General features: G+C 43.2%; 30 protein-coding genes and 17 tRNA genes. 34 read left to right on the forward strand and 13 right to left on the reverse strand.

The window, feature by feature from the left end; translation table 11 throughout:
- Positions 1–5 precede the first annotated feature (5 nt).
- The 17 genes from BS1321_RS15160 (at position 6) to BS1321_RS15240 (ending at position 1,619) form a co-directional block, all read left to right on the forward strand.
- Positions 6–80 (forward strand) — tRNA-Gly (locus BS1321_RS15160).
- A 12-nt stretch (positions 81–92) separates the two neighbouring features.
- A tRNA-Leu gene (locus BS1321_RS15165) sits at positions 93–181 on the forward strand.
- Positions 182–190: 9 nt separating this feature from the next.
- Positions 191–267 (forward strand) — tRNA-Arg (locus tag BS1321_RS15170).
- A gap of 11 nt (positions 268–278) precedes the next feature.
- Positions 279–355, forward strand: a tRNA-Pro gene (locus BS1321_RS15175).
- Positions 356–372: 17 nt separating this feature from the next.
- Positions 373–448 (forward strand) — tRNA-Ala (locus BS1321_RS15180).
- 28 nt (positions 449–476) lie between these two features.
- Positions 477–553, forward strand: a tRNA-Met gene (locus BS1321_RS15185).
- A 10-nt stretch (positions 554–563) separates the two neighbouring features.
- A tRNA-Ile gene (locus BS1321_RS15190) sits at positions 564–640 on the forward strand.
- A gap of 21 nt (positions 641–661) precedes the next feature.
- Positions 662–754: transfer RNA gene (locus BS1321_RS15195), tRNA-Ser, on the forward strand.
- Positions 755–857: 103 nt separating this feature from the next.
- A tRNA-Met gene (locus tag BS1321_RS15200) sits at positions 858–931 on the forward strand.
- A gap of 6 nt (positions 932–937) precedes the next feature.
- A tRNA-Asp gene (locus BS1321_RS15205) sits at positions 938–1,013 on the forward strand.
- A 23-nt stretch (positions 1,014–1,036) separates the two neighbouring features.
- A tRNA-Phe gene (locus BS1321_RS15210) sits at positions 1,037–1,112 on the forward strand.
- Between the two features lie 17 nt (positions 1,113–1,129).
- Positions 1,130–1,205, forward strand: a tRNA-His gene (locus BS1321_RS15215).
- A 4-nt stretch (positions 1,206–1,209) separates the two neighbouring features.
- Positions 1,210–1,283 (forward strand) — tRNA-Gly (locus BS1321_RS15220).
- A 5-nt stretch (positions 1,284–1,288) separates the two neighbouring features.
- Positions 1,289–1,365: transfer RNA gene (locus BS1321_RS15225), tRNA-Ile, on the forward strand.
- Positions 1,366–1,377: 12 nt separating this feature from the next.
- Positions 1,378–1,452, forward strand: a tRNA-Asn gene (locus tag BS1321_RS15230).
- Position 1,453: 1 nt separating this feature from the next.
- Positions 1,454–1,544 (forward strand) — tRNA-Ser (locus BS1321_RS15235).
- Between the two features lie 3 nt (positions 1,545–1,547).
- A tRNA-Glu gene (locus tag BS1321_RS15240) sits at positions 1,548–1,619 on the forward strand.
- 41 nt (positions 1,620–1,660) lie between these two features.
- Here BS1321_RS15240 and BS1321_RS15245 read toward each other — a convergent pair.
- Both BS1321_RS15245 and BS1321_RS15250 read right to left on the reverse strand, forming a co-directional pair.
- Positions 1,661–2,410 (reverse strand): TraR/DksA C4-type zinc finger protein, encoded by a 750-nt coding sequence (locus BS1321_RS15245; protein ID WP_063234853.1) that lies wholly within the window; start codon positions 2,408–2,410, stop codon positions 1,661–1,663.
- Positions 2,411–2,555: 145 nt separating this feature from the next.
- Positions 2,556–3,476 carry a 1,4-dihydroxy-2-naphthoate polyprenyltransferase gene (locus tag BS1321_RS15250; protein ID WP_063234854.1) on the reverse strand — a complete coding sequence of 307 codons (921 nt, stop codon included), beginning with the start codon at positions 3,474–3,476 and terminating at the stop codon, positions 2,556–2,558.
- A 299-nt stretch (positions 3,477–3,775) separates the two neighbouring features.
- Between BS1321_RS15250 and BS1321_RS15255 the strand changes: the two genes are divergently transcribed.
- From BS1321_RS15255 to BS1321_RS27535, 8 genes are all read left to right on the forward strand, one after another.
- Positions 3,776–5,185, forward strand: coding sequence for an isochorismate synthase (locus BS1321_RS15255; protein ID WP_063234855.1), 1,410 nt, complete (start codon positions 3,776–3,778; stop codon positions 5,183–5,185).
- Complete coding sequence (menD, locus tag BS1321_RS15260) at positions 5,178–6,929, forward strand: 2-succinyl-5-enolpyruvyl-6-hydroxy-3-cyclohexene-1-carboxylic-acid synthase (protein ID WP_063234856.1); 1,752 nt, start codon at positions 5,178–5,180, stop codon at positions 6,927–6,929. The genes BS1321_RS15255 and menD overlap by 8 nt, the downstream gene beginning before the upstream one ends.
- Complete coding sequence (gene menH, locus BS1321_RS15265) at positions 6,926–7,750, forward strand: 2-succinyl-6-hydroxy-2,4-cyclohexadiene-1-carboxylate synthase (RefSeq protein WP_063234857.1); 825 nt, start codon at positions 6,926–6,928, stop codon at positions 7,748–7,750. Before menD ends, menH begins: the two co-directional genes overlap by 4 nt.
- Before the next feature lie 2 nt (positions 7,751–7,752).
- Positions 7,753–8,565, forward strand: a complete 813-nt coding sequence (gene menB / locus BS1321_RS15270) for a 1,4-dihydroxy-2-naphthoyl-CoA synthase (protein ID WP_370029151.1) — start codon at positions 7,753–7,755, stop codon at positions 8,563–8,565.
- A gap of 86 nt (positions 8,566–8,651) precedes the next feature.
- Entirely contained in the window at positions 8,652–10,130 is a 1,479-nt protein-coding gene (locus BS1321_RS15275) for an o-succinylbenzoate--CoA ligase (RefSeq protein ID WP_063234858.1), read from the forward strand.
- The gene (gene menC / locus BS1321_RS15280) at positions 10,130–11,233 is read left to right on the forward strand and encodes an o-succinylbenzoate synthase (protein ID WP_063234859.1); all 1,104 of its coding nucleotides are present in this window, start codon (positions 10,130–10,132) and stop codon (positions 11,231–11,233) included. The genes BS1321_RS15275 and menC overlap by 1 nt, the downstream gene beginning before the upstream one ends.
- 163 nt (positions 11,234–11,396) lie before the next feature.
- Positions 11,397–11,756 (forward strand): hypothetical protein, encoded by a 360-nt coding sequence (locus BS1321_RS15285; RefSeq protein ID WP_063234860.1) that lies wholly within the window; start codon positions 11,397–11,399, stop codon positions 11,754–11,756.
- Complete coding sequence (locus BS1321_RS27535) at positions 11,753–11,902, forward strand: hypothetical protein (protein ID WP_155726498.1); 150 nt, start codon at positions 11,753–11,755, stop codon at positions 11,900–11,902. Before BS1321_RS15285 ends, BS1321_RS27535 begins: the two co-directional genes overlap by 4 nt.
- Before the next feature lie 53 nt (positions 11,903–11,955).
- Here BS1321_RS27535 and BS1321_RS15290 read toward each other — a convergent pair whose 3' ends face one another.
- Together BS1321_RS15290 and BS1321_RS15295 are read right to left on the reverse strand one after the other, a co-directional pair.
- The gene (locus BS1321_RS15290; protein WP_063234861.1) at positions 11,956–12,651 is read right to left on the reverse strand and encodes a response regulator; all 696 of its coding nucleotides are present in this window, start codon (positions 12,649–12,651) and stop codon (positions 11,956–11,958) included.
- Positions 12,644–14,254: an ATP-binding protein gene (locus BS1321_RS15295; RefSeq protein ID WP_063234862.1), complete on the reverse strand. Its 1,611-nt coding sequence runs from the start codon at positions 14,252–14,254 to the stop codon at positions 12,644–12,646. The genes BS1321_RS15290 and BS1321_RS15295 overlap by 8 nt, the downstream gene beginning before the upstream one ends.
- A gap of 140 nt (positions 14,255–14,394) precedes the next feature.
- On the opposite strand from BS1321_RS15295, the gene BS1321_RS15300 reads away from it, so the two are divergent.
- Positions 14,395–15,459, forward strand: coding sequence for a DctP family TRAP transporter solute-binding subunit (locus BS1321_RS15300; RefSeq protein WP_063234863.1), 1,065 nt, complete (start codon positions 14,395–14,397; stop codon positions 15,457–15,459).
- Positions 15,460–15,509: 50 nt separating this feature from the next.
- On the opposite strand, the gene BS1321_RS15305 is transcribed toward BS1321_RS15300, so the two are convergent.
- Both BS1321_RS15305 and yidD read right to left on the reverse strand, forming a co-directional pair.
- Positions 15,510–16,457, reverse strand: coding sequence for a metal ABC transporter solute-binding protein, Zn/Mn family (locus BS1321_RS15305; RefSeq protein WP_063234973.1), 948 nt, complete (start codon positions 16,455–16,457; stop codon positions 15,510–15,512).
- 121 nt (positions 16,458–16,578) lie between these two features.
- Positions 16,579–16,800: a membrane protein insertion efficiency factor YidD gene (yidD, locus tag BS1321_RS15310; protein WP_375781434.1), complete on the reverse strand. Its 222-nt coding sequence runs from the start codon at positions 16,798–16,800 to the stop codon at positions 16,579–16,581.
- 209 nt (positions 16,801–17,009) lie between these two features.
- Here yidD and BS1321_RS15315 point away from each other — a divergent pair, with 209 nt between their 5' ends.
- Positions 17,010–17,483 carry an S-ribosylhomocysteine lyase gene (locus BS1321_RS15315; RefSeq protein WP_063234865.1) on the forward strand — a complete coding sequence of 158 codons (474 nt, stop codon included), beginning with the start codon at positions 17,010–17,012 and terminating at the stop codon, positions 17,481–17,483.
- 37 nt (positions 17,484–17,520) lie between these two features.
- Here the strand turns inward: BS1321_RS15315 and ytzI are convergent, their stop codons facing one another.
- Entirely contained in the window at positions 17,521–17,676 is a 156-nt protein-coding gene (gene ytzI / locus BS1321_RS15320; RefSeq protein WP_081113018.1) for a YtzI protein, read from the reverse strand.
- Between the two features lie 124 nt (positions 17,677–17,800).
- Between ytzI and BS1321_RS15325 the strand changes: the two genes are divergently transcribed.
- Positions 17,801–18,241: a Dps family protein gene (locus tag BS1321_RS15325; RefSeq protein WP_063234866.1), complete on the forward strand. Its 441-nt coding sequence runs from the start codon at positions 17,801–17,803 to the stop codon at positions 18,239–18,241.
- A gap of 95 nt (positions 18,242–18,336) precedes the next feature.
- Here BS1321_RS15325 and BS1321_RS15330 read toward each other — a convergent pair whose 3' ends face one another.
- Positions 18,337–18,603: a DUF6154 family protein gene (locus BS1321_RS15330; protein ID WP_375781431.1), complete on the reverse strand. Its 267-nt coding sequence runs from the start codon at positions 18,601–18,603 to the stop codon at positions 18,337–18,339.
- A gap of 226 nt (positions 18,604–18,829) precedes the next feature.
- Here BS1321_RS15330 and BS1321_RS15335 point away from each other — a divergent pair, with 226 nt between their 5' ends.
- Entirely contained in the window at positions 18,830–19,180 is a 351-nt protein-coding gene (locus tag BS1321_RS15335) for a hypothetical protein (protein ID WP_063234868.1), read from the forward strand.
- 114 nt (positions 19,181–19,294) lie between these two features.
- The gene (gene ytkD, locus BS1321_RS15340) at positions 19,295–19,765 is read left to right on the forward strand and encodes an RNA deprotection pyrophosphohydrolase (protein ID WP_063234869.1); all 471 of its coding nucleotides are present in this window, start codon (positions 19,295–19,297) and stop codon (positions 19,763–19,765) included.
- Between the two features lie 97 nt (positions 19,766–19,862).
- Here ytkD and BS1321_RS15345 read toward each other — a convergent pair whose 3' ends face one another.
- Genes BS1321_RS15345 through BS1321_RS15355 form a run of 3 tightly spaced genes read right to left on the reverse strand, consistent with a single transcriptional unit; the run spans position 19,863 to position 22,398 of the window.
- Positions 19,863–20,654, reverse strand: coding sequence for an ABC transporter permease (locus BS1321_RS15345; protein WP_230160637.1), 792 nt, complete (start codon positions 20,652–20,654; stop codon positions 19,863–19,865).
- On the reverse strand, positions 20,644–21,414 hold the full coding sequence (locus tag BS1321_RS15350) for an ABC transporter ATP-binding protein (RefSeq protein WP_063234871.1): 771 nt from the start codon (positions 21,412–21,414) through the stop codon (positions 20,644–20,646). The genes BS1321_RS15345 and BS1321_RS15350 overlap by 11 nt, the downstream gene beginning before the upstream one ends.
- A gap of 27 nt (positions 21,415–21,441) precedes the next feature.
- The gene (locus BS1321_RS15355; RefSeq protein ID WP_094246702.1) at positions 21,442–22,398 is read right to left on the reverse strand and encodes an ABC transporter substrate-binding protein; all 957 of its coding nucleotides are present in this window, start codon (positions 22,396–22,398) and stop codon (positions 21,442–21,444) included.
- A 180-nt stretch (positions 22,399–22,578) separates the two neighbouring features.
- On the opposite strand from BS1321_RS15355, the gene BS1321_RS15360 reads away from it, so the two are divergent.
- From BS1321_RS15360 to BS1321_RS15375, 4 genes are all read left to right on the forward strand, one after another.
- The gene (locus BS1321_RS15360) at positions 22,579–23,370 is read left to right on the forward strand and encodes an alpha/beta hydrolase family protein (protein ID WP_232522695.1); all 792 of its coding nucleotides are present in this window, start codon (positions 22,579–22,581) and stop codon (positions 23,368–23,370) included.
- Between the two features lie 38 nt (positions 23,371–23,408).
- Entirely contained in the window at positions 23,409–23,651 is a 243-nt protein-coding gene (locus tag BS1321_RS15365; protein ID WP_063234874.1) for a DUF2584 domain-containing protein, read from the forward strand.
- 435 nt (positions 23,652–24,086) lie between these two features.
- Positions 24,087–24,551, forward strand: coding sequence for a 2-thiouracil desulfurase family protein (locus BS1321_RS15370; RefSeq protein ID WP_063234875.1), 465 nt, complete (start codon positions 24,087–24,089; stop codon positions 24,549–24,551).
- A gap of 42 nt (positions 24,552–24,593) precedes the next feature.
- The gene (locus BS1321_RS15375) at positions 24,594–25,364 is read left to right on the forward strand and encodes a sulfite exporter TauE/SafE family protein (protein WP_063234876.1); all 771 of its coding nucleotides are present in this window, start codon (positions 24,594–24,596) and stop codon (positions 25,362–25,364) included.
- Between the two features lie 73 nt (positions 25,365–25,437).
- Here BS1321_RS15375 and BS1321_RS15380 read toward each other — a convergent pair whose 3' ends face one another.
- Positions 25,438–25,845 carry a VOC family protein gene (locus tag BS1321_RS15380; RefSeq protein ID WP_063234877.1) on the reverse strand — a complete coding sequence of 136 codons (408 nt, stop codon included), beginning with the start codon at positions 25,843–25,845 and terminating at the stop codon, positions 25,438–25,440.
- Positions 25,846–25,995: 150 nt separating this feature from the next.
- The gene (locus tag BS1321_RS15385) at positions 25,996–26,166 is read right to left on the reverse strand and encodes a hypothetical protein (RefSeq protein WP_063234878.1); all 171 of its coding nucleotides are present in this window, start codon (positions 26,164–26,166) and stop codon (positions 25,996–25,998) included.
- Between the last annotated feature and the right edge of the window lie 71 nt (positions 26,167–26,237).

The following is a 26,237-nucleotide window of genomic DNA, read 5'->3' on the forward strand; positions in this document are numbered from 1 at the left end:
TTCATGCGGAAGTAGTTCAGTGGTAGAATACAACCTTGCCAAGGTTGGGGTCGCGGGTTCGAATCCCGTCTTCCGCTCCACTTTTCGTATGTGCCGGGGTGGCGGAACTGGCAGACGCACAGGACTTAAAATCCTGCGGTAGGTGACTACCGTACCGGTTCGATTCCGGTCCTCGGCACCATCTTAATATGCGCCCGTAGCTCAATTGGATAGAGCATCTGACTACGAATCAGAAGGTTGTAGGTTCGACTCCCGCCGGGCGCACCATGTTTTTATTGCGGGAAGTAGCTCAGCTTGGTAGAGCACTTGGTTTGGGACCAAGGGGTCGCAGGTTCGAATCCTGTCTTCCCGACCACGTGATTTTTAATGAATGGGGCCTTAGCTCAGCTGGGAGAGCGCCTGCCTTGCACGCAGGAGGTCAGCGGTTCGATCCCGCTAGGCTCCACCATTTTTCAATCAGATACTTATATTATATTGGCGGTGTAGCTCAGCTGGCTAGAGCGTACGGTTCATACCCGTGAGGTCGGGGGTTCGATCCCCTCCGCCGCTACCAATAAATATAAGGACCTTTAGCTCAGCTGGTTAGAGCAGACGGCTCATAACCGTCCGGTCGTAGGTTCGAGTCCTACAAGGTCCACCATATTCATTTTTTTAAAGCCGTGGAGGTATACCCAAGTTCGGCTGAAGGGATCGGTCTTGAAAACCGACAGGGGAGTCAAATCCCGCGGGGGTTCGAATCCCTCTACCTCCTCCATTTTTTTAAAAAGCAGCAAGTTGTTTTGAAACAGCCTTACATAAAGGAAGCGGACGAAACAATATACACGAAAACTTGATGCGAATCGTTTCATTATTACCGTCGCGGGGTGGAGCAGTCCGGTAGCTCGTCGGGCTCATAACCCGAAGGTCGCAGGTTCAAATCCTGTCCCCGCAATTATTAGGTCCCGTGGTGTAGCGGTTAACATGCCTGCCTGTCACGCAGGAGATCGCGGGTTCGATTCCCGTCGGGACCGCCATTCTTTAAATTCAATACATTTGTGGCTCAGTAGCTCAGTCGGTAGAGCAAAGGACTGAAAATCCTTGTGTCGGCGGTTCGATTCCGTCCTGAGCCACCATATCTTATAATATTACGGCGGTTGTGGCGAAGTGGTTAACGCACCTGATTGTGGTTCAGGCATTCGTGGGTTCGATTCCCATCAGTCGCCCCATTTCGCGGGTGTAGTTTAGTGGTAAAACCTCAGCCTTCCAAGCTGATGATGAGGGTTCGATTCCCTTCACCCGCTCCAAATATGGGCCTATAGCTCAGCTGGTTAGAGCGCACGCCTGATAAGCGTGAGGTCGATGGTTCGAGTCCATTTAGGCCCACCATATTCATATTGTTCCGCAGTAGCTCAGTGGTAGAGCATTCGGCTGTTAACCGAACGGTCGTAGGTTCGAGTCCTACCTGCGGAGCCATGGGGAAGTACTCAAGAGGCTGAAGAGGCGCCCCTGCTAAGGGTGTAGGTCGCGCGAGCGGCGCGAGGGTTCAAATCCCTCCTTCTCCGCCAGTTGGCCCGTTGGTCAAGCGGTTAAGACACCGCCCTTTCACGGCGGTAACACGGGTTCGAATCCCGTACGGGTCATAACAAAAAGGGAAGCATACATTCATGTATGCTTCTTTTTTTCATTTCTTTTCATTGATATAACTATCTTTTTGTTTATAGGGAATGTCTCCAAGATTGGATTCTATATTTTCTTCTTTCAGTGTATCTTCATATTCCTTTTGCTTTTTGTTCGGTATATCCACTCTATTTTTTCCTTCGATATCATTTGCGGCAAATCCTTCATAGTCTTCAGGAAATCCGTTCGTTTCATCCTCGGTTTTATAAAGATCATTATAATTGCCATGATCGCCGGTATAATCAGATGGCGTTTCGGATGTACCGAATTTGGCAACTTCACCAAAGCTATCTTCTTTATCAACTATTTCGATTCCATGACGATTTTCAAAATGATCACCCTTGGATGGAATCAGTATATCCTCTTCCACTGGCCTTTCTTGTGAAAGTGGCCGTTCTGGGGCATGCTCGACACAGTAGAGGGTGCTTGGGATCGCTTCTAGCCTCTCGATGGGGATTTCCATATTACAGGTTTTACAACGGCCATACGAACCTTCTGTTATGGCTTTCAAAGCTTCATCGATTTTCTCCATTTCGGATTGTGCATGCTCATCGAGTGCTTGATTCCGTTCCATCTCGAATAATTCGGTTCCTAGGTCAGCAGGATGATTATCATAGGATGATAATTCCCCTACCGATTCCGTCTGGCTTTTATCCAGAACGGATTGTTCATCATTTTGAATTCGATTACTTAGCTCATTTTTTTCTTGAAGCAGTTCATTTTTGAATTTTTGCGTTTGTTGTTTTGTTGCCATATCCGATTCACTCCTTTTAAAATCCAAATCTCATTTTTTATTGGTAAGATGGTTGTATTATCTATTACCCAAATCGGAGTATAGGAAAACAATATGGAACGATGATAGGAAAAAGGACTGAGCGGATGAGCTCAGTCCTTGGAGATTATATAAGATAGCTGATGAATAATCCAATGGCCATGAGTAAGCCAAAGAAGGTGTTCGTTTGGGCCGTGGCTTTCATTGCTGGCACCATCGTGATCGGCTGCGTTTTACCTACGAAGCCTTTGATTGCGGCCATGGCTTTTGGGATGCTTAGGAAGGCAAGGAGAATCCATGCCGTTACGCTACCAGTAAGGACTAGTCCAACAAGCCATAGATAAGAGAAGGCGAACATGATTGCCATGAATGTCAGGGCGTTTTTCCTGCCCATCACTACTGGCATCGTTTTTCGGCCATGTGCCTTATCCCCATCATGGTCACGTAGGTTATTGGATAAGTTGATCAACCCGACCAATATTCCACTTGGAATGGCAATTAAGATGGCTGTTGAAGAAACAAAACCGGTTTGAATGAAAAAGGCGATCAGAATTATCAAAAAGCCCATGAACAATCCAGAAAAAAGTTCCCCGAATGGTGTATATGAAATGGGCAGGGGACCGCCTGTATAAAGATAGCCGACAAGCATGCAAACCAGTCCTACTGCAGCAAGCCACCAAGATGATGCGGCACAGATATAGATGCCTAGTAACAAGGCGATGGCATACATGCCAAGGGCCAAGGTCATGATTAGTTTGGGGGTCATCCCATGACGGACGATCCCGCCGCCGATGCCTACGGATTCCTCTGTATCCAAGCCTCTCTTGAAATCATAGTATTCATTGAATAAATTGGTTGCAGCTTGAATCAGGATACTTGCAATCATCATGGCAGCGAATAGTAACCAATTCACTCCATCTTCCAAAAGTGCAATCACAGTTCCAAGTAAAACTGGGACAAAAGCTGCGGTTAGTGTATGTGGACGAATTAACTCCCACCAAATCTTCCAGGTCCGTTTAAGGGGAAGTCCGTCATATTCTGTTTGCATTATTTCTCTCCTCAAAATCATTATTGGTTCTCTCGAAATTATAACAAATATTGAAATGTTGCACAAAAGGTTATCCTAATAAATACAGGAAAAGTGGGTAAGGGTGATAATAGGAATTAATGGATGATCAATTTCCAAAATCAAGGATATTTCTCTACATTCGCTAAGATTCATATAATAAGGAAAAAAGCAGGAAAGAATCGTTCGGTAAAGGGGCGTTTTATTGACATGAGGTTGAATGGAGGTGTATCTTTAAATAGGTTAAAAAGCTTTTAAAATGTACATTTGGGGGGATTTTTTTGGCTATCTCAGAGGAAACTGAACAGTTTCAGGGACTGGCTTCAGCTATACAAAAGGCGAAGGACTTGAATGATCAAGTTCTATTCAGTCATATTAAGAAAATTAATTGCAACAACCCCCTTTCATTTTATCAAGCTGGAAGAGAACGGTACGCGGGTGAACGCTTTTTCTGGGAGGACCCTGCAAAGGAAATAACCATCACCGGTTTAGGCAATGTTAAGAAACTCAAAGCGGCATCGAATGCCGAACGTTATAGAGAAGTCGAAAAGAGCTGGATCAAACTGCAGAATACTGCTGTCAAAACAGGGGTGACCGATTTAGAAGCGACAGGTCCCTTACTGTTTGGGGGCTTTTCTTTTGATTATGAAAATGACAGTACGCTCCTTTGGAATCAGTTCGGGGACAACCTGTTTTATATACCTGCCTTCATGCTGTCAATAGTGGGGAAACAAGCTTACTTGACGACAAACTTACTTTGTTCGCCTGATGATTCAGAAAAACTCTTCATAGATATGATAAATGAACGGGAAGCTTTCCTTTTCGAAAGCTTGGATAGCAATGGATTGGGGGCAAATTCCCTGGTTAGACAGAGGGAAGTCGAACCTGAGGAATGGAAGCGGACGGTCGCAGAGGCTGTTCAGGAAATCAAGACGACAGATCTCGACAAGATCGTTTTGGCAAGGGAGCTTCGACTTGTTTTTGAATGTTCCATCGATTCAGGGAAAGTGCTTGAACAATTGATTGCTGAGCAGCCATTAAGCTATATTTTCAGTTTGGAGGCTGGTGGTGACTGTTTTGTCGGTGCCACCCCTGAACGTTTAATTAAGAAACAGGGAAATGAAGTTTTTTCTACCTGTCTTGCTGGATCGATGGGGCGAGGGAAAGATGAGCAAGAAGATGTTCGTCTTGGTGAAGAATTGCTTCATGACCAAAAGAATTTACAAGAGCATCAATATGTCGTGTCGATGATTTCTAATGCTTTTGATTCTGTATGCGAAAAGGTGATGGTTCCGGCCGAACCGAAACTTATGAAAAACCGTCATATCCAGCATTTATACACACCGGTCCGCGGTCTATCAAAGGAAGGTGTCACGATTTTTGAATTCGTCGAGAATCTCCATCCTACACCTGCTATGGGCGGACTTCCAAAAGATAAGGCCGTTGTCCGAATTCGGGAAATGGAAGGTCTTGAACGCGGCTTTTACGCTGGTCCTTTAGGCTGGGTGGATACGTATGGAAACGGGGAATTCGCTGTAGGGATACGTTCTGCCCTAATACAGAACAATGAGGCATCGCTCTTTGCCGGATGCGGAGTAGTGGAAGATTCGACTCCCGAAAGTGAATTCCGGGAAACGGGGATTAAATTCAATCCGATGTTAAGTGCTTTAGGAGGAAATCTTAATGAATGACCGAGATGCATTGACAGCGTATGCTGCTTCATTCGTCGATGAGCTGGCACAAAATGAGGTGAGGCATGTGGTGGTGAGCCCAGGCTCACGATCCACGCCCCTAGCTTTACTGCTAGTGGAACATCCTGATATTGAAATTCATATTAATGTGGATGAGCGTTCGGCTGCTTTTTTTGCCCTTGGTTTGGCTAAGGCCTTAAAAGTACCTGTCGGACTTCTTTGTACGTCCGGTACAGCAGCTGCAAACTATTATCCAGCCGTCATTGAGGCTTTCTATTCAAGAGTGCCGCTTATTGTACTTACTGCTGACCGCCCGCATGAGTTGCGTGATGTCGGAGCCCCGCAGGCGATCGATCAGATACATCTTTATGGGAGACATGTAAAGTGGTTTGTCGAAATGGCACTTCCTGAAAGCACGGATGGGATGATGCGGTATGCCAGAACGGTCGGTGCAAGGGCAGTGGCTACAGCGGCAACTGAACCTGCAGGGCCTGTACATTTGAATTTCCCGCTTCGTGAACCATTGATTCCGGACCTGGAACAAGCAAAGGAGTACAGGCAAAATAAAATGAAGCCTGCAGTTTTGATTGACAGTGGCGAACGGTCACTGTCCGCATCACAAATAGAAGCAGTTGCAACTACATTGTCACAAGCTAAGCAAGGTATGATTGTATGTGGCGAATTACCGCATCCAGAGATGAAGGAAGCCATCGTCGCATTAGCTGAAAAACTTGCTTTTCCGGTACTGGCTGATCCTCTTTCACAGTTAAGGAGCGGAAGTCACGACAAAGCCGTCGTAATTGATGCGTACGATACGTTTCTACGCGATGAAGCGGCAAAGGCGGCTTTCAGGCCGGAAGTGATCTTGCGTTTCGGGGCAATGCCTGTTTCTAAACCCTTATTGTTATTTATGAAAAAACAAAAACAGGCAATCACTTTGGTCGTCGATGGCGGAGCAGGCTGGCGCGAACCAGCTGGATTGGCAACGAATATGATTTACAGCGAAGAGAAGGATTTTTGTCAGCGAATTGCTGATAAAATTACTTCTTTCCCTGATGATGAATGGCTTGGTTTATGGCAAACCGTCAACGGAGCGACAAAGGATGCCTTAGCCTCCGTCAGGGATGAAGCGGAGTTAAGTGAAGGCAAGCTGTTCGCCCTGCTTGCTGATATGATGCCATTGGAATCCACGCTGTTTGTCGGGAATAGTATGCCCATACGTGATTTGGATACTTTCTTTTTGAATAATGGAAAAGGAATCAAAACCATTGCAAATCGCGGGGCGAATGGCATCGATGGTGTCGTTTCCACTGCGCTTGGCGTAAGCACGGTATCGAAAAATACTGTGCTGGCAATCGGGGATTTAAGCTTTTTCCATGATATGAATGGCTTGCTTGCGGCAAAACTTCAAAAACAAAATATCACGATATTGCTAGTTAATAATGATGGCGGCGGCATATTCTCCTTCTTGCCGCAGGCGAATGAGAGGGAACATTTCGAAACGCTATTCGGCACGCCTCATGGGCTTGATTTTTCCCATACTGCCCAGCTTTATGGCGGTAAATACAACAAGGTGCAAAGTTGGGATGAGTTAGAGAAGGTATTTACAGAGTCATTCGAAATTCAAGGTCTGAAAATCATCGAAGTACCGACAGAAAGAGAGTCCAATTTACAAAAGCATCGAAATTTGTGGAGTTTTGTTTCCCAGGAAATAAAAATGGTGTTAGACAGGGAAATATCATGAATATTGTCAGCAAGGATGTCAATTATGCTGTTGAAATAACGGGAAATGGAGATCCTCTTGTACTTTTGCATGGATTTACGGGAAATCGGGATACATGGAAATTCCTCATTCCGTTACTGAGTGACAGGTATACCATGATAATGGTCGATATCATCGGTCATGGCATGTCTGCGTCACCAGCCGATTATCGAAGGTATGAGATGGAGCGTGTGGCTGAGGATATCAAGTATATTTTGGATGTGCTACATTTCCCAAAAGCCCATATCCTTGGATACTCAATGGGCGGAAGGCTCGGATTGGGATTTGCCTGTTTGTATCCTGAGTATGTTGATACATTGATTTTGGAGAGCGCTTCACCAGGCCTTTTAACAGAAGAGGAACGGGAAATCCGAAGGGGAAATGATAAGAAGCTTGCCGAACGGATTCTTGAAAATGGCATGGAAGCGTTTGTGGATCAATGGGAAAACATCCCGCTGTTTGAAAGTCAAAAACGATTGTCGGCCAAAGCCAGGTCGTCCATTCGGGAACAGCGGTTGGCAAATGACCCTTCCGGCCTTTCCAATAGTCTTCTTGGTATGGGGACCGGCAGCCAGGCTTCATACTGGGAACAACTGCAAACCCTTGATTTTCCTGTACTCCTTGTAACCGGTGAACTTGACCGGAAGTTTTGTGAAATTGCGGACTCGATGAAAAAAAAGCTGAAGCGCGCCGAATGGAAAATAATAAATGATGCGGGACATGCGATTCATGTGGAAGTTGGAGAAAAGTTTGGTAAAATAATAAGTGAGTTTTTAAAGCGAAAGAAGGAGGAATTAAGGTGACGATACAATGGGAAACAATACGTGAGTATGATGAGATTTTGTATGAAAAATATAACGGGATTGCGAAAGTATCCATCAACCGACCACATGTACATAATGCATTCACGCCAAAAACGACTGCTGAAATGATTGATGCATTCGCAAGGGCTCGTGATGATTCCAGCATTGGTGTCATTATTTTAACAGGTGTAGGCGGCAAAGCATTCTGTTCAGGCGGAGACCAAAAAGTACGCGGAAATGGCGGATATGTGGGTGAAGATAACATTCCGCGTCTAAATGTTCTTGATTTGCAACGTTTGATTCGCGTAATTCCAAAACCAGTGGTAGCCATGGTTGCAGGATATGCAATTGGTGGCGGTAATGTCTTGAACGTGGTATGTGACTTGACGATTGCTGCTGACAATGCAATTTTCGGACAAACTGGACCGAATGTGGGAAGCTTTGATGCTGGTTATGGTTCTGGCTACCTTGCACGTATCGTGGGTCATAAAAAGGCGCGTGAAATCTGGTACCTATGCCGTCAATACAACGCACAGGAAGCATTGGATATGGGATTGGTCAACACGGTTGTACCATTAGACCAATTAGAAGCGGAAACGGTTAAATGGTGTGAAGAAATGCTTGAGAAGAGCCCGACTGCACTTCGTTTCTTGAAAGCGGCAATGAACGCTGATACTGATGGCCTTGCAGGTCTTCAACAATTGGCTGGTGACGCTACACTTTTATACTATACAACAGAAGAAGCAAAAGAAGGCCGCGATGCATTCAAAGAAAAACGCACTCCGGACTTTGGGCAATTCCCTCGTTTCCCTTAATGAAACGCGTGAATCGATGAGACTGACAGCTTGGCGGAAAATCGCCGGGCTGTTTTCTATATCAAAATGGAAGAGGGTAAGCAGCAATGGCAGAAGAAAAGTTGCCGAACTGGCTGAAAAATCGGGCGCATCTTTCACCGGATCGCCCGGCAATTGAGTTTGAAGGTCATACGTATAGCTTTCTTGAACTGCATACATTATCGGAGAAGATGGCTGGCAAGTTGGCAAGCATTGGTCTGGGAGCTGGCGATTCATGCGCGGTTTTGCTCCGTAACCATATAGATGGTGTTGTCGTTATCCATGCACTATTTTATCTCGGTGTGAAGATTGTGATGCTGAATAATAAGCTAACGTCAAAAGAGCTGTCCTGGCAGATCGAGGATAGTGGAACTGCCTATCTGGTTTCAGAAGGATTCTTCTCCGGCAAACTCTCTGATATTGGTGGGATTCTCCCGGATTTGAACCTTCATTTAATGGAAGAATTGCCGAATGAAGGCACGGCAGAGATTCTTCAAGAGTTTTACCTTGAGGATACCGCTACGATCATGTATACATCAGGTACGACAGGAAATCCAAAAGGCGTGATCCAAACATTCGGCAACCATTGGTGGAGTGCCGTAGGTTCGGTTCTGAACCTTGGATTGCATGAGGAGGATTCTTGGTATTGTGCGGTTCCGATCTTTCATATTAGCGGCTTATCCATCCTGATGAAAAATGTGATTTATGGCATGAAGGTCGTTTTGGAGGAACGGTTCGATGAACGGGAAACAAACCGGAGCATCCAGGAAAGTGGCGTGACAATCATTTCGGTCGTGACGGCGATGCTGAATAGGATGGTGCAGGATTTGAAGGGAACAAGCTATCCAAAAACCTTTCGCTGTATCCTGTTGGGCGGCGGCCCAGCACCCGTTCATTTACTTGAAGCATGTAAAGAGAAAGGGATTCCTGTCTATCAATCATATGGGATGACCGAAACGGCTTCACAGATTGTGACGCTGGCACCGGAGTATAGCATGACAAAAATCGGATCAGCTGGAAAGCCTTTGTTTCCTTCGCAGTTACGGATAGAGAAAGACGGCACTATGTGTGAACCGGGTGCAGTGGGTGAAATCGTGGTTTCAGGTCCGAATGTGACGAAAGGCTATTTTAATCGGATGGACGCTACACAGCAGGCCATTACCGATGGATGGCTTTATACTGGGGACCTTGGTTATCTCGATGAGGAAGGCTTTTTATATGTGCTTGACCGACGCTCAGATTTAATCATCTCCGGCGGTGAAAATGTCTATCCGGCCGAGATTGAAAATGTCCTTAGTAAGCACCCTGATGTTTTCGAAGCGGGAGTGACGGGGACTGACGATGAAAAATGGGGACAGGTTCCACTCGCTTTTGTCGTCTTGCATCAAGGTGCAGAGCTTGATGAGAGCGAACTGCTGGAATATTGCAGAGAGTACTTGGCATCCTATAAAATTCCCCGAAACGTTATTTTTTGGGAGGAGCTTCCGCGGAATGGTGCAGGCAAGCTTCTGAGACGGGAACTGAAGAAGGAAATGGGGGAATGGTAATGAAGTTATCCTCCATTTCCTTAAAGCTCATTAAGGCCCCTTTAAAGCGGCCATTCAAGACGCATCTCGAAACGGTAAGCGACCGGGAAGTGATAATTGTCGAAGCCATGGATGAAGACGGATTGATTGGATACGGGGAAGCTGTCCCTTTTACAAGTCCTTGGTATACCGAGGAAACGATCAAAACATGCTTCCATATGTTGGGTGACTTCTTAATCCCGCTGACATTGGCCAGTCAGATCAGTCATCCTGATGAGCTGCCGAACTTATGGAGCGGAATTAGACGGAATGCGATGTCGAAGTCAGCTTTAGAGCAGGCAATCCTCGATTTATATGCGAAGCAGAAAGGAGTTTACCTCGGAAGGCTGTTTGGCGGCGAACGAAGTGAAGTGGCCGCTGGTGTAGTTGTTGCATCCAATGATATTGAAGATACGATGCGCCAAATCGAGGATTTTTCCGGATCTGGTTATCAGCGTTATAAAATAAAAATCAATCCTCAAAATGATCTGGAGTTTTTAGCGGAAATACGTCGGGCCTATCCCGATATCCCGCTAATGGCAGATGCCAATTCAGCTTACACTCTTGATGACATCCCACATCTTCAGAAGCTTGATGTGTTTAAGCTGATGATGATTGAGCAGCCGCTGGGACATGACGACATTGTGGAACATTCATTTTTGCAGAAACAGCTGCAGACACCCATTTGCCTTGATGAAAGCATAAATTCATTTCATGATGCCAAAAGTGCGCTGTCGCTCCAGAGTTGTGGGGTGATCAACATTAAGATGGCTAAAGTCGGCGGCTGGATGGAAGCTGTAAGAATCCATGATCTATGCCTGGGAAATGGTGTGCCCGTTTGGTGCGGCGGTATGATTGAATTTGGCATTTCACGTGCACATAATATTGCACTTGCCACATTAAAAGGGTTCACGATTCCCGGGGATATATCATCTTCATCCCGTTATTGGGATGAAGATATAATCGATCCTGAAGTCATTGTCGAAAATGGCATGATCCAAGTACCTGATAAAGCCGGAATCGGTTTTGCCATCAATGAAAAGCGGCTAAAGGAATTGACTACATATAGTAAACAGTACAAGTGAAAACATCAAAGGAGGTGCAATACCACCTCTTTTGATCAAATATTGATAATCCTCTTTATCCTTTTGCCCCCTTGTCTATGTAACTCACCCATTAGTATTTTTTTGGACGGACACCCCACCCTTTTGGAAAATGATCTTAATAGGATAAATAACAAATATTAGTTTGTCGACAAAAGAAGGTTCGATTGGTCTGGCTCCGCCTTCATGGTTTTATATAAGTGAACCCTTCATTGGATTGAAGAAATTTGCGACACTCCTGCCGAATAACGGGCTAGCTGAGACACCACAGGCGCTTGCTTTGATGCGGCTTGGCAGACAGTCGGCGGAATGGGAGCGGATTTCTGAAATCAACCTGGAACTTTTTTTAATTTGTCTACAGATTTTAGAAAAATCATTTAAATGGGCGGATAAATCATATTTTTTTAGGAAATTGGGGCTTTGTCTATTTTTTCTTTATTGGATTATTTTGTATAATGAAATTAAAAGAATGGCAACCAAGGAAAAGGGAGGGGAGAGTGTATGAAGAAAAAACCGTACCTTATTGCGGAAATTCTACTAAGAAGAGGCATGCCGGACTTTGTCATTAAAGAAGTGACGGCATTGGAAGAGTGCGAGCTGTTTCTTTTGAAGAGAAAGTGGGGCCTATATGACCGGAAAACAGGTGCGTAAATGAATAAAAGTAAAAAGGGAACCGTTTCGGTTCTGGCCGGTCCCCAAGAGCTTTAAGGTTTTTTAAGCCGGTACCTATTGACTGGACGGCCTATGCTGCCATACTGTACGTCAAGCTGAAGGACCTCTTCGCCATGCAAGTATTCAAGATAGCGCCTTGCTGTAACTCTGGCGATTCCAATCCCATCAGCCACTTCTTCTGCAGATAGTGACCCAGGCTGGGTCTTTATGAACTTCGTCACTTGCTCAAGAGTCGCGCCATTCAATCCTTTGGGAACATCATATTTCGGGCTCGCTTCAGAAACTGTTTTATTTTGAAAGAGAATTCGGTCGAGCTGATTTTGAGAAATTTGATGGTCAGGTTCAACCTCCATCCGAAAAGCAAAGTATTGTTCCAGAGTATGTTTTAGCCTATCGAATTTAAATGGCTTAATTAAATAGTCAAAAGCCCCGTTCTGTATCATTTTTCTGATCGTTTTCTGATCATTTGCCGCTGAAATGATGATGACATCCACATCAATTTGCTCTTTTCTGATTTGATAAAGTGTATCAACCCCGTTTAAAGATGGCATGAAGATGTCCAAAATGACAAGGTCGGGTTTAGACTGCCTGATTTTTTCCAGACCTTCAAGCCCATTGGAAGCTGTATCAACGACTTTAAAGGCAGGCAGACGCTCGATGAATTGTTTGTTGACCTCTTGGACCATTGGGTCGTCTTCAATTAAAAGTACACGAATTTCGTTAGTCATTTTGGTTCTCCTCTATATCGTGCATCGGAAAAGAAAGAAAAAAGCTTGTTCCTTCGTTAGGGCGTGTCGTGAATTTCATTTCGCCGTTCGCTTTCTTTACAATTTGGTCTATTAGATAAAGACCAATTCCTGATCCTTCCGCACCTTTTGTTGTAAAACCATACTCGAATATATCTTTATGAATGTCCTCGGGAATGCCGGGCCCATTATCCTCAAGCACGATTTGACAATGACGTTCATCCTGGTAGATGGATAGATAAACCTGTTTTGTTTCCTCTGAACAATGCTTTAGCGCTGCGAATGAGTTTTCAATCAAGTTTCCAATTATCAAAACAAAATCGTGATGATCCAAATCAGCGGGGAAAAGGTCCAATTTAGTGTGCTTGTCCATGATGAGCTCGATTCCGAGTTCCCGTCCCAAGGAGATCTTACTTAATATCAGCCCCACTAAATTATCATCGTGAATGTGCTTCGTTAAAAACCTGGTCAATTCCTCCTGTTCTTCCGTGATCTGAAAAATGTAATGCAGCGCTTCGTCAAGATTACCTAGCTGGATCAATCCTGCTATCGTATGAAGTTTGTTCATATGTTCATGGTTTTGAACACGCAGGGCTTCAACGAATGCTTTGACACTAGTCAACTCTTCAGCTAGCTTCGTCACATCGGTGCGATCCTGGAATATGGCCACGGCACCAATCGTTTTATCCGCAATCTTTATTGGTACCCGGTTGCTTACAATATTCCTGTTTTGAACGGAGATTTCCTGATTGAAGATGGGAGATGTCCGGTCCAGTACTTCCGGGAGACGGGTATCATGTATAATATCATTGATATTCTTACCAATGACCGCACCGTTAATATTAAATATTTGCTTAGCCTTTTCATTGAAAATCGTGATTGTCTGATTATTATCTATGGCGATGACCCCTTCATGCATGGCATTGAAAGCGGCTGTCCTTTCAACCAACATCCGTGAAATTTCATGTGGTTCAAGTTGGAAGGTCTCTTTTTTTATCCTTCTTGCCATGAGCCATGAGCCGCATACACCGAATAGAAGTGTAAGGACCAGGATAATCGCTATTTCGCCTTTCAGGTCCTTGATTAATTCCGGTATCGTAGGCAAGATATTCCCAACCAGTACGACGCCGATTTGCTCTCTATCTTTATCAAGGATTGGGACAAAGGCGCGGACGGAAATGCCAAGTTCGCCAGCAGCCTTTGAAAGGTATTCGTGTTCAGCGAACGCAGCGCTTTCGTCGCTGCTGCCCGAGGGGGTTCCCAATTGACTGAACACTGGATGTGAATAGCGTATATGCTGATTGTTGAGCACAACTATATAATCAGCTTGATGGATTTTCCTTAAGTTTTCAATAATCGGATTAAGCTGCGTCCATCCTTCAGGCTCACGGACCAATTTTTGTACTTCAGGGAGTTCGGCAATGGTATGGGCAGTGATCATGGATCGTTTGCCGATTTCATCTTCCCTGACCGAAACGATATTTCCGAATATAAAAATCCCGCCTATTAGTATCGAAAAAGCGACGATTACGAATGATAGCAGGGTGATTTTAATTTGAATGGGCATATGAAAGGATTTATCCATTGTTTTTCCTCCATTACTTCTATACTTTATAGTAACAGAATTTCTATCACTTTTCGCTATTTTTCACGCATTGTATTACGACAGTAAAAAGCTGTGATAGAATAGTGATAATGTGAAGTGAGCGGTGAGGAGTTGTCGGTATGCGTGCATTATGGGGGTACTTCTTATTAATTGGCTTGGGGCTGTTGATAGCAGTGTATATATCGTTTCAGTCGTTCTTTACAAGCTTTGGTTTCAATTTGCCGAAGGATGAGGAGCAGGTCGGGATGAAGGATCAAATCGTGATTAAGTTCAGTCATGTCGTTGCCGAAAATACACCTAAAGGGCTAGCTGCGAACCGATTTGCCAAACTAGTCGATGAATATACAGATCATCGTGTCAAAATTGAAGTTTATCCTAATCAGTCATTATATAGTGATCATGAAGAAATCGAAGCATTACAAGAAAACAAGGTGCAGATGATTGCTCCAACTACATCTAAAATTACGAGCATATCAAAGAAATGGATGCTATTGGACCTTCCTTACGTCTTTCCAACGGACGCTGCCTTGCAGGAAGCGTTAAATGGGGAAGTGGGGGAAGAGCTGCTAAAGCAGCTGAATACCATCGATATCGAGGGACTTGCATTTTGGTCGAATAACTTTAAGCAGATTACAAGCAGTAAACCGATACGGCATCCAAGTGATTTTGCCGGGAAGAATTTTAGAATCATGCCAAGTGCAGTCCTGGAAAGCCAATTCAAGCATTTTGGGGCGACAACTTCTGAGCTGGAGTTTAATGAAACGTTTAAAAGCCTTGAAATCAATGAAACGGACAGCCAGGAAAATACGATTTCGAATATCTATTCCAAGAAATTATATGAGGTGCAAAAATATTTAACGATCAGTGATCATGGCTATTTAGGGTATGTAGTCATGATAAACAAGCCGTTTTGGAACAAACTCCCGTTGGATATTCAGCAGCAAATCCAACGGGCGATGGATGATACAACGAAATGGCTATGGATCAAATCAAATGAATTGAATCAGGAACAGCTTACGGAAATCCAGCAAAAATCGAATATCGATATCTATACACTGTCAGATGAAGAAAAGAAAGAATGGATGGATGAGATGACCGTCATCTATCCGGAATTCGAATCAACGATTGGAACAGAATTGATTACGAAAATGGAAAAAATCCGTGAGAAGCATTTAAAGGACTAACTAAATGACAGGGAAAAAAAGGAGCGGACCCAAAAGGGCCCGCTTTTTTCCTATTGCAATGCAGTTTGCAGTGTCTTGATATTTTTTTCCATTAAACTGAAGTAATCTTCACCGGCTTCAATATCTTTATCCGTCAACACGGAAAGGTTATGGAGCTCAAGTGATTTCGCTCCCATTTCCTTTTGGATGATCTCGGTTAGTTTAGAACTGATATTTTGCTCAAAGATGACGTAGTTCAAGTCTTCTTCTTCAGCCATCGTTACGATTTTCCCCAGTTCCTTTTGAGAAGGTTCGTTTGAAGATGTTAGTCCTGTGACGCCAATTTGTTCCAATCCGTAGCGTTCCTCCCAATAACCATATGCAGAATGGGAAACGATGATCTTATTGGTACGGCCCGACTCGATCGTCGTCGCGAATTTTTCATCAAGTGCCTTAAGCTTTTCGGAAAGCTTATTGAATTGGCTGTTGAAATATTCTTCCTGTTCCGGCATTTTTTTTGTTAATTCGTCCTTGATGGTTTTAGCCATGTCAATGGAATAGATGGGATCTAACCACAAATGCGGATTGACGCCTCCATGGTCATGACCGTCTTCTTCATGAGCATGTTCGTTTTCATGTGTATGCTCACCTTCATCAAGATGAACCGTTTCCCCCACCGCGATTGTACTGACGCCTTCTTTGCTTAGAATTGGTTCAGCCTTGGTTACAAAGCCTTCAAGATTATAGCCAATATAGAAAAATAGGTCTGACTCAGCCATTTTTACAATATCTTTTTGAGAAGGTTCGAATGAATGTTCATCCGTTCCGGGAGGATAAATCGTCTCGACGTTTACGTACTCCCCGCCAATGGCCTCCGTGAAGTATTGTAAAGGGTAAACTGTGGTATATATATCTAAGGCATCCTTGGTTTCTTTACTCGATTCTCCCTTTGAGTTGCCGCAGGCTGACAGAAATAGCGCAGTAACAAGGAAAAGTGAGAGCAATGCTCGAATTTTCATATGAAATGCTCCTTTATAATTCGTATTGATTACGATTTGAATTTTATGTGGTAAAAACGAAATGATTACGATTTGACTTCTGTATGATACAAAAGATTGCAAAAGAAAGCAAGGGTTTTTTCTAATGGTCCTCACTTTTTTCTTTTTTTTCAGGCACAAGATCAATGCCTCCTGGATGAAACGGATGACATTTAAGAATCCGGATGAGTGCTAACCAGCTTCCTTTAATAGGTCCGAAACGATTGATCGCTTCCAAACCATAATGGGAACAAGTTGGGTAAAAACGGCAGGTAGGCGGTTTTAATGGAGAAATGGCAACTTGGTAAAAACGGATGATTCCCATTAATATTTTTTTCAACACAATGCTTTCATCTCTTTTCGAGTAAATTCACTACCCTCCATTATAGCATATTTTCTAAATTTCCAATAAGGGTAAAAAAGGAATAAGCATATTGGTAATCCGATTGATATAATGAGAATTAATTTTAAAGGATGAAATATATTGTTATTCAAGGTAAAATAGATATGACATACAATTAAGGAGTGAATTAAATGCCTTCAGTTGAAAGCTTTGAATTAGATCATAATGCTGTTAAAGCCCCATATGTTAGACATTGCGGTGTCCATAAGGTAGGAACAGATGGTGTTGTTAATAAATTTGATATCCGTTTTTGCCAACCGAATAAACAAGCGATGAAGCCGGATACGATCCATACCCTGGAACACTTGCTTGCATTCAATATCCGTAAGCATTCCGAGCGCTACGATCACTTTGATATAATCGATATTTCACCAATGGGATGTCAAACAGGATATTACCTTGTGGTCAGCGGCGAGCCGACAGTGACGGAAATCATCGATGTTCTTGAAGATACATTCAAGGATGCTGTTACAATTACAGAAATTCCTGCTGCAAACGAAAAACAATGCGGCCAAGCAAAATTGCATGATCTTGAAGGAGCTAAGAAATTAATGAATTTCTGGCTTACACAAGATAAAGAAGATCTTCATAAAGTTTTCGGTTAATAAAAAAGTTCCTGTCCATTTGTGACAGGAACTTTTTTTATTTTTCGGGTTCTTCTTTTTTCCCCTCATCCTCAGGCAAAGGATCGACCGGATCCACTGTATGCTTGTAGCTGTAACCTTTTCCGATTGTTAGGACCGATAAGGCCAATACAATCAGAATCACAATAATGGAGATAACTAAAACCGTAATCATACTTTACAGCTCCTAACGTTCACAATTTAGATTCATTTTAGCATAAGAACCGAGTCAGATAATGTTTCAATTTTCGAATAGAGGGAATTATAAAGGTATAACCAACTTACGGAGGTAGATATTTATGGCTCAGAAAAAATTAGGAACTTTAGTAAATAAGGAAATTGCAAATTTCAGTGTTCTTTATACGAAAATTCATAATTACCACTGGTTCGTGAATGGACCGCACTTCTTTGAACTTCACCAAAAATTAGAAGAATTATACAAAGAAGTGACATCCAACTATGACGAATTGGCTGAAAGACTATTGGCCATTGGTGAAAAGCCGGTTGCTACCCTTAAAGAGTACATGGAATTAACTACGATTGAAGAAGCGACAGGTAAGGAAAATACAGAAGATATGGTTCAAAGCGTCATCAATGATTTTGAGAAGCTTTCCGAAGAGTTCCTGGAAATCATCGAAGTTGCCGAAACAGAAGATCCGGTTACGGCTGATATGCTGACAGGCATGAAGAAAAGCTTAAACAAACATGCTTGGATGCTGCGTGCGTATTTAGGACATTAAGATATAGGAAAAGCCCTGCTTCGGTAGGGCTTTTTTTTTGGTTAAAACAATAAAAAAGGCATCCATCAAAAGAGGGACACCTGACAAGGTATGTATTAATGAATATTCCTAGGCGGAAAATGTGTAGGTTTCGTGTCGTTCATACTATTTTGAGCGAACTTCCCTTTTAACGTTTCAATAATGTAAAGGCCCATTAGATTGGTTAGTTCTTGATCATCCATCTCTTGAAGCAATTCGAAAATTTCCTTGCGGTCAAGCTGTTCCAGAACCGCAAAAGTAAGCATATCAATATCTTCTTCATCACCAGTCAACTTATCACGGTACATATTGTATAATTCTTCAATTAACTTCAAAACTCTCACCTCACATTTATTAGAAATCCGTTATCTCTTTATATGTAGGTTATCAAAAAAACCTCTGGGTGCATATAAAAATCTTAAGGGATGCTTGGGCTTATTATATGTTTTACCCTTTGAAAGATACTTTAATCTATTATTTAACATCTTTGTTCTTCTGTAAACAAAATTTTCCATTGTATGAAGTAGGGAAATACGTGAAAAATAAGCGTAGGAAATATGGAAAGGGCGGATGAATGTGTCTGAAAAAAGGAAAAAATATTACATTTGGATTCCAAATGGACAGATAACACAAGATAGGGAAAGTTCTCCATGGAATTTCGAGATCGAGGCGACAGATAATGAAATCATCAAATTACGTGAATTATTTGATTATAATTATTCAGAGGGGGAAGAAAATTTTTACCGGGCACATGTCCCATACCTTCAATATCATTTTGACCGTGAAAATGATAAACAGGATATCACTCTCCAAAAAATTTACGAGATGATTCATGCTCTGGGTACTGAAGAAGGAAGACGGCATATAGAAAGCATGGGGATTTTACAGGCAAAACCAACAGACGATGGCCTCGAATATTGAGGGTCCATCGTTTTTTTTGATGTGTTGCAGATTCTGGCTGGATAGTGGTTTTTTTAACCCATATAATGAATGAAGGGTCATAGCACTATTTCTTATATGGAGAGAAGGGGAAAAATGAAACGTTTTCTTGATAAGAACGGATATAAGGTGGAATTCTCCGAGGATCCTGTCTTTGGAGAGTCTTGGCATGTTTTTGTGCTTAGCAGATATAAGGGCAGGTGGGTATTGACCAAACACAGTGAGCGGGGATTGGAGTTCCCCGGAGGAAAGCGGGAAGCTGGGGAATCGATTGAAGAGACGGCCATACGGGAAGTGTATGAAGAAACAGGAGGTGTGGTGGGCCAACTGCAATTTTTGGGACAATATAAAGTACATGATCCAGTGAAGCCATTCGTTAAATCAATATACTATGCTGCATTGCGTGAAGTAGAGGAGAAACAGAATTACCTGGAAACGGAAGGTCCGATTTTTTTGGAAGCATTGCCGGATGTACTCGGTGAGGAGTTTAGCTTCATCATGAAAGATGAGATTGTACCGTTGAGCTTATCCAGACTGGATGATGGTATTTTGCTGAGAAACGAGTGAATCGCCGGGAACTCACGAGTAAATCGCCCAAACTAAACTAAATTCATGTTTTATCTCAGCATGTATGAAAAACTGCCGAGGGTTATCGGCAGTTTGGTTAGTCTTTGATTAATTTTCGCTCGAGCAGTTCGACTAGTTGATACATGATTGTGGCAAAGACGGCAATGATCATCAAGGCAAGCATTACGAGGGTGAAGTTGAAAACTTGAAAGCCATAAATGATGAGGTAGCCGAGTCCTTTCGCCGAAACAAGGAATTCCCCTACGATGACGCCGACCCAGGAGAGGCCGACATTCACTTTCAAAGTCGAGATGATCGTTGGGAAGGAGGCGGGTAATATGGCTTCCCGAAAAGCTTGTGTTCTTGTGGCGCCAAAAGTTTGGAGTACCTTCAGGTAGTTCGGGTCCACTTCGCGAAATGCTGTGTAGACGACAATGGTGGTGATGATGATGGAGATGATCGCCCCCATCGAGATGATGGATGGAAAGCCAGGGCCGAATGCTACGATGATGATGGGGCCGAGTGCCACTTTCGGCATGGCATTTAAAATGACGAGATAGGGGTCAAGTGTTTTGGATAATCTTGGCGACCACCAAAGCAGGGATGCCAGGATCGTTCCAAGCAGTGTCCCTATGATAAAGCCGAGAACAGTCTCGAATAGCGTCACTCCGGAATGGGATAGCAGTGTTCCATCACCTAATTTCTGTATGAAAAGATGCCATACTTTTGTTGGGGAGCTGAAGATGAGCGGATCGATCACTTCCATCCTGGATAAAAGTTCCCAACTGCTGAAAAAAACGATGAAAATCAGGATCTGATAAAAGCGAATGAGCCTGTTTTCTTTTTTTAATGAGGTTTTATATTGGTTATGAAGCTGTTCAATATTCAAGGCTCTCAAGCTCCTTCCAGATCGTTTGGAATAGCATCGGATACTGTGGGTGGTTGCGTGCATGGAAAGGCGTGAGCTCACGCAGTTCATCGGGCACCTTGAATGTTTTGTGCACGCTTCCCGGGTTTGCGGAAAACAGATAGATGCGGTCACTCATTGCAATGGCTTCACCGATATCATGGGTGACGAGCACGGCTGTCTTTCCGAAGGATTTCAGGGTTTCAAATACAAGGTCTTCAAGCTTCAACTTCGTTTGGTAATCAAGAGCCGAAAATGGTTCATCAAGCAAAAGGATTTTTGGGTCGACCGCCAGTGTCCGTGCCAGTGCAGCCCTTTGCCTCATTCCTCCTGAGAGTTCGCGCGGATATAATTTTCCGGTGCCTCCCAATCCAACGTCACTTAAAAGTTTCAGCGTTTTTATTCTCTCAAGGCCTTCATCTTTTTTAATCAGTTTCAATCCTAATAATATATTTTCTTCTATCGTCTTCCATGGAAATAGATAATCCTGCTGCAGCATATAGCCAATTGAAAGGTCACTGTTGGCTTTCAGCGGTTTGTTTTCGAGCAGGATCTTTCCCGCAGTGGGCGGAAATAGCCCGGCGATGATGGAAAGCAGGGTGGTTTTTCCGCAGCCGCTCGGACCTAGAAAAGAGACGAATTCACCTTTTTCAATGTCGAGGGAAATGTCCGCTAGTGCGGTCGCTGCCGTCTGATTTGAAAAATAAGTATGGTGAATGTCTTGGATTTTTAAAAAGCTCATCGGACATCCTCCTTACCTTTAGCTATGCTATTTTGTGACTTCTTCAGCAAAATCGGTATTGACCAGCTCTTCATGGCTTATACGTGAAGGCAGCTCGCCTGCTTCATCCATGATGTTTTGCAGATTGTTCCATTCTTCTTCATCAAGAATGGGGTCCGTGGCAAAGGATCCTTGTTCTTTGTAGCGATTGATAACTGTTTCCATCGTCTCGATATTGGTATCTTCAAAATACGGCTGAATGACTTCAGCGATTTCGGCAGCATCATTTTCCTGAACCCAATCCTGTGCTTTCTTCAATGCCCTCGTGAATTTTTCGACAGTCTCTTTGTCTTCTTTCAAATAGCTTTCCTTAGCCATATAAACTGTATAGGGAAGATGCCCGGACTCGGTGCCGAAAGAAGCGACGATATAGCCTTTTCCTTCTTTTTCAAACACACTTGCCGTTGGTTCGAACAATTGAACAAAATCGCCGGTTCCGGAAGCGAAGGCAGTTGCGACATTCGCAAAATCAATATTCTGGATGAGGTTCAAATCATTTTTCGGGTCAATGTTATGTTTTTTCAATACGAACTCGCCGGCCATTTGCGGCATCCCGCCTTTTCGCTGGCCTAGGAATGTAGAGTTTTTCAGCATATCCCAATTGAAGTTTTCAATTTTTTCACGTGAAACAAGAAACGTTCCATCCGTCTGTGTTAATTGAGCGAAGTTGATGACGGGGTCGTTCGAACCTTGTGCCCGAACGTAAATCGATGTTTCAGAGCCAACGAGAGCAATATCCGCCCCATCGGACAGAAGCGTGGTCATCGTCTTGTCGCCGCCTGCCGTCGTTTTCAAATCAATGCTTAGACCCTCATCTTTAAAAAATCCTTTTTCAATCGCTACATATTGCGGTGTATAGAAAAGGGAGCGGGTTACTTCGGCCACCCTGACTTTCGTTGTTTCCTTTTCCTTGTTGCCGCATGCTCCAAGCGGGATCACCAGCATGCACAGAAGTAAAAATACGACACCTGCTTTATACCATTTTTTCAAAATTCCTTCCTCCTTGATATATAGGTATTTTGCCTACATTATCGTATGAACGGAAGAAAAAAATGTGAATGCCTCTTGGGGGATAAAAACAAGCGGATGTTTTACAATAAGATTAAAGAGAAAGGAGAGTGGAAATTGGAGAACGGAACGATTATTTCAAAACGGCGGTTTCCATCACCGCATCCACAAATCCATCTTTATTCAGTTACATACATATCACAAGGCTTGAAGGTAAAGGGGTTGCTTGCTGAACCGGTTGATGGCGAAATACATGATGCCTTCTTATATTTACGCGGCGGGATTAAAAATGTCGGCAAGGTGAGGCCCGCAAGGATCGTGCAGTATGCCGTAGAAGGTTTCATCGTTTTTGCCCCTTTTTACCGTGGAAATCAAGGCGGAGAGGGAGATGAGGATTTTGGAGGCGAAGATAGATTCGATGCGATATCAGGATTCAATCTTCTTGAACAGCACCCCCGAGTGAACAAGGACCACATTCATATCCTCGGATTTTCCCGTGGCGGCATCATGGCGCTTTGGACTGGGATATACTGCAGGAATGCCGCGTCGATTGTCACATGGGGAGGTGTGTCGGATATGTTTTTAACATATGTCGAACGTGTCGATATGCGACGGATGATGAAGCGGGTCATCGGCGGAACACCTAAAAAATGCCCTGATCAATATGAATACCGTACGCCATTGTTTGCGATTGAAGATTTGAATGTACCCATCCTGATCATTCATGGTGAAAAAGATGACAATGTCGCCATTGAACACGCGTACCGTTTGGAAAAAAGATTGAAAATGCACGACAAAGAGGTCGAAAGCTGGTATTTCCCTCAATTCACGCATTACTTCCCACCGGCCGTGAATAGAAAAGTAGTCGAAGATTTAACATCTTGGATGAAAAGTAAAACCGAAAAATGATAGAATGAAGTATATATTGGCAAGAGGAGGAGATACACATGGGCATGCCTATGGAGCTGAATACCATGATCGTTACAAAAGGGAACGAAACCCGTGAAGAAGAAAACATTTTTCGGCTGTCGAAAGATGGTTACAGGTTATACCCTATCGATATTCCAATCGATGTCCGCAAGACGATTCAATCTGACTCAAGCGGAACAGCCGTTATCCAAAAAATTGAATGGACAAGTGGAAAGACCATCATTACGTACCAACTACTATCACTGAACTCAACTAACTAAATAGACAAGCGCTTGCCGGGAATCGTCTCGCAGCAAGCGCTTTTGTTAATTGTGTTGCAGAATTTGATCAGATGCGCCAACTAATTTGGCCGTATACGCCTATAAATCGACCAATGCACCAACTAATCCGACCCTACACGCCAATAATCGACCTGTGCACCAATAATTCAGCCTACACGCCCATAAATCGACCAATGCACCAACTAATTCGACCGACACGCCCATAAATCGACCTGTGCACCAATAATTCAGCCTACACGCCTATAAATCGACCAATGCACCAACTAATTCGACCGACACGCCCATATTTCGACCTCCGCACCAATAATCCAACCTACGACTTGTCAGCGCAAAATCCTGGATATTCAATCTTCGAAATGATTGTCACTAAAAGAGTGGTAAAATGGTGTAAAGCGCATCGGGTGGGGTGATTTGATGATTTTGGTGAGTTCTTGTTTAGCGGGTCTTGAGGTGAGATACAATGGTACACACAGCTTGGATGATGGAATTATGGAATTAATGAGGGGGAAAAAGGCTATAGCGGTTTGTCCTGAGTTGCTTGGGGGTTTTTCGACACCGAGGGAACCTGCTGAGATAGTTGGCGGTGAAGGTGGGGATGTCCTTGATGGAAAAGCGAAGATCATCGAAAAGTCGGGCAGGGATGTAACGGAATTGTACATAAAGGGAGCGAATCTTACGTTATTGAAAGCCCAGGAGGTAGGGGCGACGTTAGTCGTTTTAAAAGAAAATAGTCCATCCTGTGGGAGTGCCACGATTTATAATGGGGAATTCAAGGGGGAGAAGAAGGTCGGGAATGGAGTGACCGCGGCTTTGCTTAGGCGGCATGGATTCACGGTCATTTCAGAGGAAAGGTTATTCGATTATCTGGATGAAAAATGAGTAATGGCATTTTAGAAGGTGCTTTTGAAAGAAGGGGAATACATGGAGGATATCAATCTCTATACTTTGCTATTTTTAGTACTTGCGGGTTTTATTGCCGCATTCATCGATTCCGTTGTGGGCGGGGGCGGTTTAATTTCCATTCCGGCTTTATTGTTCACGGGGATTTCGCCTTCAGCGGCACTTGCCACTAACAAGCTGGCGGGTACAATGGGATCTTTAACGAGTACGATTTCATTCATTCGGGCTGGAAAAGTGGATTTCAAATTCGTCATCAAGCTGTTTCCGATTACTGTAATTGGAGCGGCGTTAGGAGCATACGTTGTTCATTTCGTTTCCGCAGAGATACTGAAGCCCCTCATTTTGATTTTGTTGGTTATTGTCGCAATTTATACGTTGGTAAAAAAGGATTGGGGTAAAGATGCAAAGTATAAAGGGCTGAAAAGGAAGAAAATGATTCTTTTGATAGTCATAATATTTGCGATTGGTTTTTATGATGGTTTTCTTGGACCAGGCACAGGTTCCTTTTTATTATTTTCATTTTTGATCATTGGGTTTGATTTTGTCCAGGCTGCCGGGAATGCAAGAATATTGAATTTTGGAAGCAATATTGCCGCACTTATCATTTTCTTATCTATGGGGACCGTCAATTTTACCTATGGAATACCGATGGGTCTTGCAATGGTCGCAGGAGCATTGGTAGGAACGAATTTCGCAATTAAAAAAGGCGCTTCCTATGTACGTATATTATTCATTTGCGTCACGATTTTATTGATTGGGAAAAATGTCCTTAATTATTTTCATGTGTTATGATGGATGGTTTCAGCGAATGATTCCTATTAAAAATGGCCGGGGATACAAATTGTATTTTCGGCCATTTTTACATTCATTTTGTGAAATTCAAGTCCCAGTGAATGCCAAATTGATCTTTGACCTTACCATACTTTGCTCCCCAAAAGGTATCTTGCAGTTCCATTAAGGATAATCCTTTTTCACACATAACATCATATAAATGCTGGATTTCCGAGTCGCTTTCACATTCAAGGACCAGCGCTACATTATTCCCGACTTCAAGGGGATTGCCTGGAAACGTATCAGATACCATGATCAACATATCGCCTTTTTTGATTTTGGCATGCAAAACAAGGTCATTCGCTTCCTCAGGTGTTGGGAAATCAGCTTCCCCGTAGGTTTGCATATCGGTAATCTCTGCATGAAATACTTCTGCATAAAAGGCTAATGCGCCCTTTGCTTGACCATCGAAAATTAAATAGGGGGTAACTTGATTTTTCATACTAATCCTCCTGCTTCGTGTCATGACTATCAATTCGACAGGGAGATCTTATCCTCCTTTATATTCACTGGGAAAAGCATGCAGGCACTGATGGCTTAGCTGCATTTTCGAATGTGAATCATCTTCAGTTCCCTATAAAAAAAATTAAAATCATATTTCCTTATCAAAACAAGCTTCGCAGATGAAACTTCCTTCATTTTTTAAATATGCCTTTATTTCAGTCATCCCTTTACGCTTTGGATAACGCAATTTCACAAGAACGACTTCGTCTCCTTTAATTTCTTTGCCACAATTAACACACTTGGGATCTTCCCCAAACATTTAAACACCTCCAAGCAATTTAAAGTTTTCAATCTAATGCGATAGACTTCAATGAAACTTTAATCTGCCCA

The organism is Peribacillus simplex NBRC 15720 = DSM 1321, assembly GCF_002243645.1.
GTDB lineage: Bacteria > Bacillota > Bacilli > Bacillales > DSM-1321 > Peribacillus > Peribacillus simplex.

Bases quoted from the DNA above. Each gene is read 5' to 3' on its own strand.
- BS1321_RS15245 (WP_063234853.1), bottom strand. From the start codon at position 2,410: ATGGCAACAAAACAACAAACGCAAAAATTCAAAAATGAACTGCTTCAA.
- BS1321_RS15250 (WP_063234854.1), bottom strand. From the start codon at position 3,476: ATGCAAACAGAATATGACGGACTTCCCCTTAAACGGACCTGGAAGATT.
- menD (WP_063234856.1), top strand. From the start codon at position 5,178: ATGAATGACCGAGATGCATTGACAGCGTATGCTGCTTCATTCGTCGAT.
- menH (WP_063234857.1), top strand. From the start codon at position 6,926: ATGAATATTGTCAGCAAGGATGTCAATTATGCTGTTGAAATAACGGGA.
- BS1321_RS15275 (WP_063234858.1), top strand. From the start codon at position 8,652: ATGGCAGAAGAAAAGTTGCCGAACTGGCTGAAAAATCGGGCGCATCTT.
- menC (WP_063234859.1), top strand. From the start codon at position 10,130: ATGAAGTTATCCTCCATTTCCTTAAAGCTCATTAAGGCCCCTTTAAAG.
- BS1321_RS27535 (WP_155726498.1), top strand. From the start codon at position 11,753: ATGAAGAAAAAACCGTACCTTATTGCGGAAATTCTACTAAGAAGAGGC.
- BS1321_RS15290 (WP_063234861.1), bottom strand. From the start codon at position 12,651: ATGACTAACGAAATTCGTGTACTTTTAATTGAAGACGACCCAATGGTC.
- BS1321_RS15295 (WP_063234862.1), bottom strand. From the start codon at position 14,254: ATGGATAAATCCTTTCATATGCCCATTCAAATTAAAATCACCCTGCTA.
- BS1321_RS15300 (WP_063234863.1), top strand. From the start codon at position 14,395: ATGCGTGCATTATGGGGGTACTTCTTATTAATTGGCTTGGGGCTGTTG.
- BS1321_RS15305 (WP_063234973.1), bottom strand. From the start codon at position 16,457: ATGAAAATTCGAGCATTGCTCTCACTTTTCCTTGTTACTGCGCTATTT.
- yidD (WP_375781434.1), bottom strand. From the start codon at position 16,800: ATGGGAATCATCCGTTTTTACCAAGTTGCCATTTCTCCATTAAAACCG.
- BS1321_RS15315 (WP_063234865.1), top strand. From the start codon at position 17,010: ATGCCTTCAGTTGAAAGCTTTGAATTAGATCATAATGCTGTTAAAGCC.
- ytzI (WP_081113018.1), bottom strand. From the start codon at position 17,676: ATGATTACGGTTTTAGTTATCTCCATTATTGTGATTCTGATTGTATTG.
- BS1321_RS15325 (WP_063234866.1), top strand. From the start codon at position 17,801: ATGGCTCAGAAAAAATTAGGAACTTTAGTAAATAAGGAAATTGCAAAT.
- BS1321_RS15335 (WP_063234868.1), top strand. From the start codon at position 18,830: ATGAATGTGTCTGAAAAAAGGAAAAAATATTACATTTGGATTCCAAAT.
- ytkD (WP_063234869.1), top strand. From the start codon at position 19,295: ATGAAACGTTTTCTTGATAAGAACGGATATAAGGTGGAATTCTCCGAG.
- BS1321_RS15350 (WP_063234871.1), bottom strand. From the start codon at position 21,414: ATGAGCTTTTTAAAAATCCAAGACATTCACCATACTTATTTTTCAAAT.
- BS1321_RS15355 (WP_094246702.1), bottom strand. From the start codon at position 22,398: ATGCTGGTGATCCCGCTTGGAGCATGCGGCAACAAGGAAAAGGAAACA.
- BS1321_RS15365 (WP_063234874.1), top strand. From the start codon at position 23,409: ATGGGCATGCCTATGGAGCTGAATACCATGATCGTTACAAAAGGGAAC.
- BS1321_RS15370 (WP_063234875.1), top strand. From the start codon at position 24,087: ATGATTTTGGTGAGTTCTTGTTTAGCGGGTCTTGAGGTGAGATACAAT.
- BS1321_RS15375 (WP_063234876.1), top strand. From the start codon at position 24,594: ATGGAGGATATCAATCTCTATACTTTGCTATTTTTAGTACTTGCGGGT.
- BS1321_RS15380 (WP_063234877.1), bottom strand. From the start codon at position 25,845: ATGAAAAATCAAGTTACCCCCTATTTAATTTTCGATGGTCAAGCAAAG.
- BS1321_RS15385 (WP_063234878.1), bottom strand. From the start codon at position 26,166: ATGTTTGGGGAAGATCCCAAGTGTGTTAATTGTGGCAAAGAAATTAAA.